Source organism: Pseudomonas sp. P7758, from assembly GCF_013386485.1.
Classification (GTDB): Bacteria; Pseudomonadota; Gammaproteobacteria; order Pseudomonadales; family Pseudomonadaceae; genus Aquipseudomonas.
Genome location: NZ_JACARS010000032.1, coordinates 22,073 through 29,496 on the forward strand (window position 1 = coordinate 22,073; position 7,424 = coordinate 29,496).

7 protein-coding genes are annotated in these 7,424 nt (G+C 61.7%); all 7 read right to left on the bottom strand.

What is annotated here, in order from left to right; all coding sequences use genetic code 11:
• Positions 1 to 24 precede the first annotated feature (24 nt).
• Positions 25 to 1,059, bottom strand: a complete 1,035-nt coding sequence (locus HX873_RS08485) for a YncE family protein (protein ID WP_087692814.1) — start codon at positions 1,057 to 1,059, stop codon at positions 25 to 27.
• Positions 1,059 to 3,485, bottom strand: a complete 2,427-nt coding sequence (locus tag HX873_RS08490) for a TonB-dependent receptor (RefSeq protein WP_177122572.1) — start codon at positions 3,483 to 3,485, stop codon at positions 1,059 to 1,061. Before HX873_RS08490 ends, HX873_RS08485 begins: the two co-directional genes overlap by 1 nt.
• A gap of 109 nt (positions 3,486 to 3,594) precedes the next feature.
• Complete coding sequence (locus HX873_RS08495; RefSeq protein WP_177044439.1) at positions 3,595 to 4,530, bottom strand: glutathione S-transferase family protein; 936 nt, start codon at positions 4,528 to 4,530, stop codon at positions 3,595 to 3,597.
• A gap of 75 nt (positions 4,531 to 4,605) precedes the next feature.
• Positions 4,606 to 4,881 (bottom strand): GIY-YIG nuclease family protein, encoded by a 276-nt coding sequence (locus HX873_RS08500; RefSeq protein ID WP_003216354.1) that lies wholly within the window; start codon positions 4,879 to 4,881, stop codon positions 4,606 to 4,608.
• Positions 4,882 to 4,917: 36 nt separating this feature from the next.
• Positions 4,918 to 5,388 carry a nuclear transport factor 2 family protein gene (locus HX873_RS08505; RefSeq protein WP_008435632.1) on the bottom strand — a complete coding sequence of 157 codons (471 nt, stop codon included), beginning with the start codon at positions 5,386 to 5,388 and terminating at the stop codon, positions 4,918 to 4,920.
• Positions 5,389 to 5,488: 100 nt separating this feature from the next.
• Positions 5,489 to 6,124 (bottom strand): response regulator transcription factor, encoded by a 636-nt coding sequence (locus HX873_RS08510; RefSeq protein ID WP_003216351.1) that lies wholly within the window; start codon positions 6,122 to 6,124, stop codon positions 5,489 to 5,491.
• A gap of 200 nt (positions 6,125 to 6,324) precedes the next feature.
• Positions 6,325 to 7,059, bottom strand: coding sequence for a response regulator (locus HX873_RS08515; RefSeq protein ID WP_008435633.1), 735 nt, complete (start codon positions 7,057 to 7,059; stop codon positions 6,325 to 6,327).
• Positions 7,060 to 7,424 lie beyond the last annotated feature (365 nt).

Genomic DNA, 7,424 nt, shown 5'->3' on the forward strand with positions numbered 1-7,424 from the left:
GCTTGTGGAATTCCTCCCGGTCAATCAAGGCCCGTAGGTCGTGACGGAAAACGTATTGGCATGAAACAGCGGGTCCGGCTTGGGCTCGGCCTTGCTCGGCGCCGGCTGGGTAAAGTCCATGGCCGGCAGGAATACCCGCTGGCTCGCCGGGTCGAACGCCATGTTGTAGGCCATCGGCAAGGTGCTGACGCTGGCGCGTACGGCGTAGTGGTCGGCATCCGTTTGATCCACCAGCGTCAGGTTGGCATCGACGCCACTGGGGATCAGCAAGCGCCGGTGTTGCTCGTCGTAGGCCAGGGCGTTGACGTCGCGGGTGATCGGCAGCTTCGCCTTGACTTCACCGGTTTTCCGGTCGGCAACGATCAACACCGGCACTTCACCGCGACACGCCACAAACAGTCGCTGGCGCGCCACGTCCTGGGCCAATGCGCTGGGCTTGGGGCAACCGGCAAACTGCCAGGTGTCGAGCAACGCAAAGGTGCTCGCCGAATAGCGGGTGACCTTGCCTTCATCGCGCATCGGCAGGAAGAAGCTGCCGTCGCCCTTGATCAGCAGCGGGTCGATTTTCTTCACCGCCAGTTCATGGGCGCCGGTGATTCGTTCCTGTTTCGGGTCGAATTCAAACAGCGTCGAACGATCCGCCCGACGCCCACTGACAATAATCACCTTGCCCGTCGATGGCTCGTACACCGCGCTGTTGAGGTTGCTTTGCGCCACCGGGATGCGCTTCAGGAATGTGAGTGTGGATAACTCCACCACACTCAGACTGCCGTCGGTGTTGAGCACGAATACGCGGTCTACCTCAGGCACGAACACCACGCCGTTGGCGCCTTCGGACTGCGCCACCGTCTCGACCAGGCGCTGCTGTTTCACATCAAACACGCTCAGGCCGTTTTCCCGGCGGGCCAGGAACAGATACGGCCGGGTCGGGTCCAGCCCGACAAAGCCCCAACTGTGGCCGGAGCCGGGCAATGTCACCCGGTGTTCGCGATGGTAGGTCGAGTCATCAGCCGATGCCGCGCCGCTGATCAACAGTGCTGCCAGTAACCAGTGTTTCATCAGAACTCCAGGGTGCTGGAGACGGACACCTGCCGCGCATCGCCGATGGACACGAACTGGGTGTTCACGGCCGAGGTGTAATAGGTGCGGTCAAACAGGTTCTTCACGTTGAGCTGGAACTTGACCTTCTGCCCCTCGATTTTAGTGTCATAGGTGGCGAACGCATCGGCCACGGTGTAGCTCGGCAGGTCGAAATCGTTGGCGGCATTACCCGCTCGCTCCCCCACATAACGTACACCGGCGCCCACCCGCAGTTGGTCACCGCCAAGGATGCTGCCGAAGTCATACACCGCTGACAGCGAGCCGGTGTTCTTCGCGACGTTTTGCAGGCGGTTGCCCTTAAGGTCCGGGTCTTCGGTGACGACAGCATCGGTGTAGGCGTAGCTGCCGATTACGCTCCACTTATCCGTCAGTTGACCGCTGGCGTCCAGTTCAAGGCCGCGGGAGCGGACCTTGCCGGCTACGCTGTAGATCGCGGTCGGGCCGTCGCCCACCTCGACCAATACATTGCGCTTCTCGATGTTGAACAGAGCGGCGCTGGCAGTGATGCGCCCCGGTATATCGAGCTTGGTCCCCAACTCCCAGGACTTCGATTGCTCCGGCTCAAGGCTGCCATCCAGCACACTTTTGTTCGCCAGCGGTGCGATGGTGGAGTTGGGCTTGAACGACTCTGTGTAGCTGCCATAGAACGACAGCTCGTCGGTGTAGCGGTACACCAGGCCCGCGCGTGGCACCCACTTCTGGCCATTGCCGTCGGTGTTGGCAGTGAACGGGACACCCTTGCCGGCGTATTGGTCGTACATCTGATAACGCGCGCCACCCACCAGGATCCACTGGTCAGTGAGGTGGATCGCATCCTGCAGGAACAGCGAGTCGCTGCGCAGCAGGTCCATCTGGTTGCTGTCCGGCGCGCTGACGGTGGTGCCCGCCACTTCATTGCCATAGACCGGGTCGTTGTAGTTGAACGTGCCACGGGGCGCCTGGCGGATCAGGTCGGCCCGGTAGATCTTGCGGTATTCGTCATCCAGGCCGAAGGTCAGGTCGTGCTGCATGCCTGCGACGTTGACCTTGCCTTCAAGGCTGGCGGTGGCGAAGCGGTCGGTGGTCAGTGCGCCCTGGGTGCCGTCCATGCTGCGGGTCAGGGTGCCATTGGCGTTGACCTTGACCACACGCACCTGGCTGGCGTCGTAGGTCTCGCGGTTCCAGCTGTAGCCGAAGTGGGCTTTCCAGTCGTCATTCAAATCGTGGTCGGCCTCGAAGCGGTACAGGTCGGAGCGGCCTTCCATGTTGTTGAAGGGCTCGTCCAGGCGGCGAGTGGACGGGATGTTGAGCGGGTGGTTGGTCTTGGGGTCGATGGCGGTGCCCCGGTCGAACGGCGAGAGAAACTCCCGGTGCTCATAGGCAAACAACAGCTTGGTGTTGTCGCCGTACCAGGCCAGCGACGGTGCGATCAGGCTCTCGCGGTGAGTGCCGTAGTTGCGCCAGTAATCTTCGTCTCCGTGATCGACGATCAAGCGGTACGCCAACCCGCTGTCACCGATGGGCCCTGTGGTGTCGAGGTTGCCGCCGCTGCCGTTCTTGCCGTCGCCAAAGGTCGAGCCGCGCACGGTCAGCGAGGTGGATTGGATCAGCTCGGGTTTCTTGCTGACGATATTGACCACGCCGCCCGGATCCTGAATGCCATACAGCAACGACGACGGGCCCTTGAGCACTTCGACGCGCTCGGCGGTGGAATTCAGCGCGCGGCCCTGCACCAGCGGCATGCCGTCCTGCATGATCGAACCGTTTCGGTTGTCACCAAAACCCCGCAGCATCACCGCGTCCTGGGTGCTGCCCAAGGTGTTGGCCTGGGTGATGCCACTGATGTTGGTCAGGGCATCGTCGAGGTTGCGCGGCTGTTGATCGCGCATCACCTGGGCCGGTACAACGTTGACAGTCTGTGGGGTTTCCAGCAGCAGGCCGTGGGAACGCATCACCGAACTGGTGGGCGGCGGCTGATAGCTGGTGGTATCCGAGGCCAGGGCGGCACCGTTGATGGTGGTGGCGCCGAGGTTCAGCGCGCCGTCGGTGGGCAGCGGTTCCAGGGCCAGGGTGCGGGCGTCGATCTGGCGGAAGGTGAAGCCGGAATTACCCAGCAGGCGTTGCATGGCCTGGGCCGCACTCATCTGCCCGGTGATGGCCGGGGCCTTGATGGCGTACGGCGCTTCGTCGGTGTAGACCACGCTGATGCCGGTCACCCGGGTGAAGTCGCTCAAGGCCTGGGGCAGCGGCTTGGCGGCCAGGGCAAAGTTGAACAGCGTGCTCTGCTGCTGCGCCTCGGCCGCCTGCGCCACGCCCAGGGGCAACAGCGCCAGCCCCGAAACTGCCAATACCGAGGCTCCCAGCCAATGTTTAACCGAACCCGCCGACGTTGCCCTGGACTTCATGCTTGAGAACCCGTGTGTAAAAACGCTGTTAATGCGAATTAATCGCAGTTTCAAGCACTACACGGATGGCCGACAGGTTTACCTCACACCGATTTGAAAATAATTTCCGTCACGCCGGTTGGATCCGAAATCCGAAGCGCGGAACGTGCACATGCACGGTGCCGGCGCGCTCATCGGTGCGCCGCAGAATCAGCTCTTCGCGGCCGGCAAACAGCAACTCCCCGGCCACCGGATCGGTGCCGTAGTCGGTGGCGCTGATGGTCACTTGCTGGCCGGGCTTGAAGCCGTTCGGGTCTTCGAAGATTTCTTCTGGCAGGTTGGCCGGCGTGGCATTGCGCGCGACTTCCAGGGCTTGCTCGGCACTCATCTGGCTCGACGTGCCATGCCCGAAACCCAACACCCGGGCGAGCCAGGCGGCCACCGCAGGATAGGTTTCCACCAGCGGCGAGGTGACCGACGATCCCATGAGGAACCACAACGGGTGCGCCAGGGCGAAGTCGGCAATCGACGGCTCGCCGAACAGGAAGTCGCCCTGCTGGTGCTGCAACTGCTGATTGATACGACCGATGATCACCGGCCATTGATGCTTGGCCTGATCCAGTTGCACACGGGTGGCCGTGCCGCCACTGAACAATTTGCTGCGGTCGGCCACCAGCACCTGGAGCATTTCCGGCGGCACTTTGGCGAACTTGACCGCCAGGGATTCCGGCTGGAACACCAGGCTCACGGCATGGGAGAACACCGTCGAATCAGCCCAGGCGGCGAAGCTTTGGCTGACCAGTTCCAGGCCTTGGGGAAACAGCGCCGGCGCGGACTTTTCCTGCTCCAGGCGGCGGGCGATCAGTGCGGTGTCGCAGTAGATATCGGCGCCCACCTGCAACACCGGGGTCTTGCGATAACCACCGGTGAGGGCCGTCAAGTCAGGCTTGGGCATCACCGGCGAGATGTGCACCGAACGCCAGGACAAGCCCTTGAAGCCCAGCAACAGGCGGGCTTTTTCGGCAAATGGGGATTGCGGGTAGTGGTGCAGGATCAACTCAGTCATGCCAGGCTCCGCTCAATGAGTGAGCGTCCAGCTTAGCCTGCAAACCCGGCAAAGGCGCGCATGGGAACCTATCAGTCAAACTGATGGGCCGATCGCCGCCAGGCACTCCTTGGCGCTTTTCTTGAGTTTCTTGATCAGCCGTTCCTGGCGCAGCGCCTCGGCCTTGCTGATGCATGCCTCGGTGTACACCAGCGCCACGGCGGGGCTTGAGAGGAAAAACCGTGCGCCCTTGCCACTCTGGTGCATGGCAAAGCGGCGCACCGGGTCATTGCTGATGCCGCAATAGAGCGAGCCATTGGCGGCGCGCACCAGGTAGACAAACCACGGTTTGGCTTCAGAAGGAGTCGTCACGGATCAATTCGGCAAACCAAAGGAACGCCAATCTTATCAACGACTGGCCTGGAACGCCTTCAACCCTTTCAGCGCCTGGGCCCGCACGGCGTTTTTCACCAGCGGCGTCCAGCCCAGCAACAGGCCTTTGGTGCCCAACGCCTGCCGCGACCAGCGCCACAGGTCAAAGTGGTCGTGGTGCTCGCAGATCTTGCCGTCACGAAACACAAAGCGCGCCCGGATATCGTTGACCACGGTGTTGCCCGTGGCGCTGAACAGGTAGGTCGCCACCCAATGGGCGCTGCCGGTGATTTCATCGCTGCGCACACTGTCGAAGGTCAGGGAAAAGTCCTTGGCCCGGGTGGTCAGCATGCGCCACATGTCGCCGGCATCACGGCCACGCAGTTCACCGAATGCCGGGTCGCTGAACACCACGTCGTCGCTGTAGCAGGCGCTCATGGCCTCGGCATCCAGGCGCTGGAAGGCACTGTAGAACTCGGTGATCAAGGCGTTATGGGCGTCGCTCATGGGCAGGTTCCGCAAAAGAAGTTGGGATGGCCGGTACGATAACCCCCAAGGCCGGGGAACACTACTGGCATCAACGCCAGGAATACCTCATCCCGTCCCTTCAGGGCACCATTCCGCTGCTGCGAGCATAGTGGAACAAATCCACATCGGTGGAGATACACAGCCGGTTCATCGCGGTACTTTTCTGTTTGCTGATGGTGGAGATGCTGCGGTTGACCCGCGCGGCAATCTGGCTGACGGTCATGCCGCTGGCCAGCATGCGCACCACTTCGCGCTCCTTGCCCGACAGTTGCGGCGGTTGTGATTGATCGCCCGTGCCGGCCTGCACCAACTGGGTCCGCAGGGACTCGCTGACGAAGGTCTTGCCCTCGCAGACTTCCTTGATGGCCGTGGGCAACTCCTTGGCCGACGCACTCTTGGCGACAATGCCTCGGGCGCCCTCGGCGAACGAGGCACGCAGGGTGGCGATATTGGCGAACATCGTCACCAGGATCACCGGCACCCCGGGGTATTGGCGTTGCAACAAGCCCAACAACACATAGCCGTCAGCCTGCTGCCCGCCCGGCATGGCGAAGTCCGTCACCAGCACATCGCAAGGGGTGCTGCCCAGTACCCGCAGCAGCTCATCCGGGCCGTTGGCCTCACCGACCACCTTGCACTTGCCGTTGGCCTCGATCACCACCTTCTGCCCGATCCGAACAATGGGATGATCGTCAGCAATAATTACGCGAAGCATAGAAATCCATGAGTGATGGCAAATTGATTTGCGCAAAATAACCCTGTCCGTCCCGGGCAACAACCGCCCACCTGGGAGCGGTTTTCAATGGCGTCCCGTGTTCTTAAGCGGGTGATTTTTTACCTACAACAAAAAAGGAAACCACCTACAAACTAAGCCCACAGACAGAGGTAATACCCCCTACAGAATCGCTGAAAATGTCATAAATCTGTCAAATAGCGCAGATACACCAGCAGGTCCTGGTCGAACCGCTGCAATGCCCGCCTGTTGCACCGGATCCCGTGCTTGCGCACCTGTTCGATCAACTCCCCCGCACAGCGATCCAGCTCCGTCTCGCCAAAAAACGCCAGGCTTCCCGCCAGGCGATGCAGGCAGTCGACCAATGCATGCGGGTCGACGATGCGGCAAGCCTGTACCAGGCCTGCGTAATCAGCCTCGGCCTCGCGCACCAGGGTGCGCAACATCTGGTTCACCACCTGTTCATCACCAAATGTCCTGATCAGTTCGGCACGAGTCGGCCAGTGCGCCGCGGCGCAGGCTGTGGCAGGCGGGTTCGTACTGGCGCCCGGCGGCTGTGGCAGCCACTGCTCCAGCACCCCGCGCAATTGTTCCAGGGTCAGCGGTTTGAGCAGCCAGGCATCCATGCCGGCCTCAAGGCAGCGGCGCGCATCGTCCGCAGAGAGTTTGGCGGTCAAGGCAATGATCGGCACACGCGGGCGGCTGTGTACGGCCTCTCGCCGCCTGATCTCACGAGCCATGCTATAGCCATCCAGCACCGGCATGCGGCAATCGCTGATCACCAGGTCGAAATGCCGCAGGGCGATGGCGGTCAACGCGGCCTGCCCGTTGCACACCAGTTCGTGATCGACTTCGAATTTTTGCAGGAACCAGCCCATCAAGGCGCGATAGGCCTGATGGTCCTCGACGATCAGCACGCTCAGGTGCTTCCAGTGAACAGGAGGGCTGCGCCATGGCACCGTTTGCTGCCTGGGGGCGTCGTCAGCAAACACGCTTGGCATCATGGCCACCTCGATATCGGCGCCGACCTGCCAGGGCCATCAGACGGCCCTGGCATATCGTCTAGTGAGGGTGCGCTTGACGGTGATCCTTAACCCATCCGCCTGGCACCCATTACCGAATCAAGCTATCCACATGAATACCACTCTTGCGATACAAGAACTACGAAAAGACAGTTTTTCCTACAGCTCCGCCCACCTATTCCGACTTGACGCAGGCGAGCTAGAGGGATAGCGGATTGTCGTAATTCTTGTATTTCCCCTCCTCCCCCCCGGCGCTAAAT

Excerpts from the sequence above, each read along its gene's own strand:
- HX873_RS08485 (WP_087692814.1), bottom strand. The coding sequence starts at position 1,059 with ATGAAACACTGGTTACTGGCAGCACTGTTGATCAGCGGCGCGGCATCG.
- HX873_RS08490 (WP_177122572.1), bottom strand. The coding sequence starts at position 3,485 with ATGAAGTCCAGGGCAACGTCGGCGGGTTCGGTTAAACATTGGCTGGGA.
- HX873_RS08495 (WP_177044439.1), bottom strand. The coding sequence starts at position 4,530 with ATGACTGAGTTGATCCTGCACCACTACCCGCAATCCCCATTTGCCGAA.
- HX873_RS08505 (WP_008435632.1), bottom strand. The coding sequence starts at position 5,388 with ATGAGCGACGCCCATAACGCCTTGATCACCGAGTTCTACAGTGCCTTC.
- HX873_RS08510 (WP_003216351.1), bottom strand. The coding sequence starts at position 6,124 with ATGCTTCGCGTAATTATTGCTGACGATCATCCCATTGTTCGGATCGGG.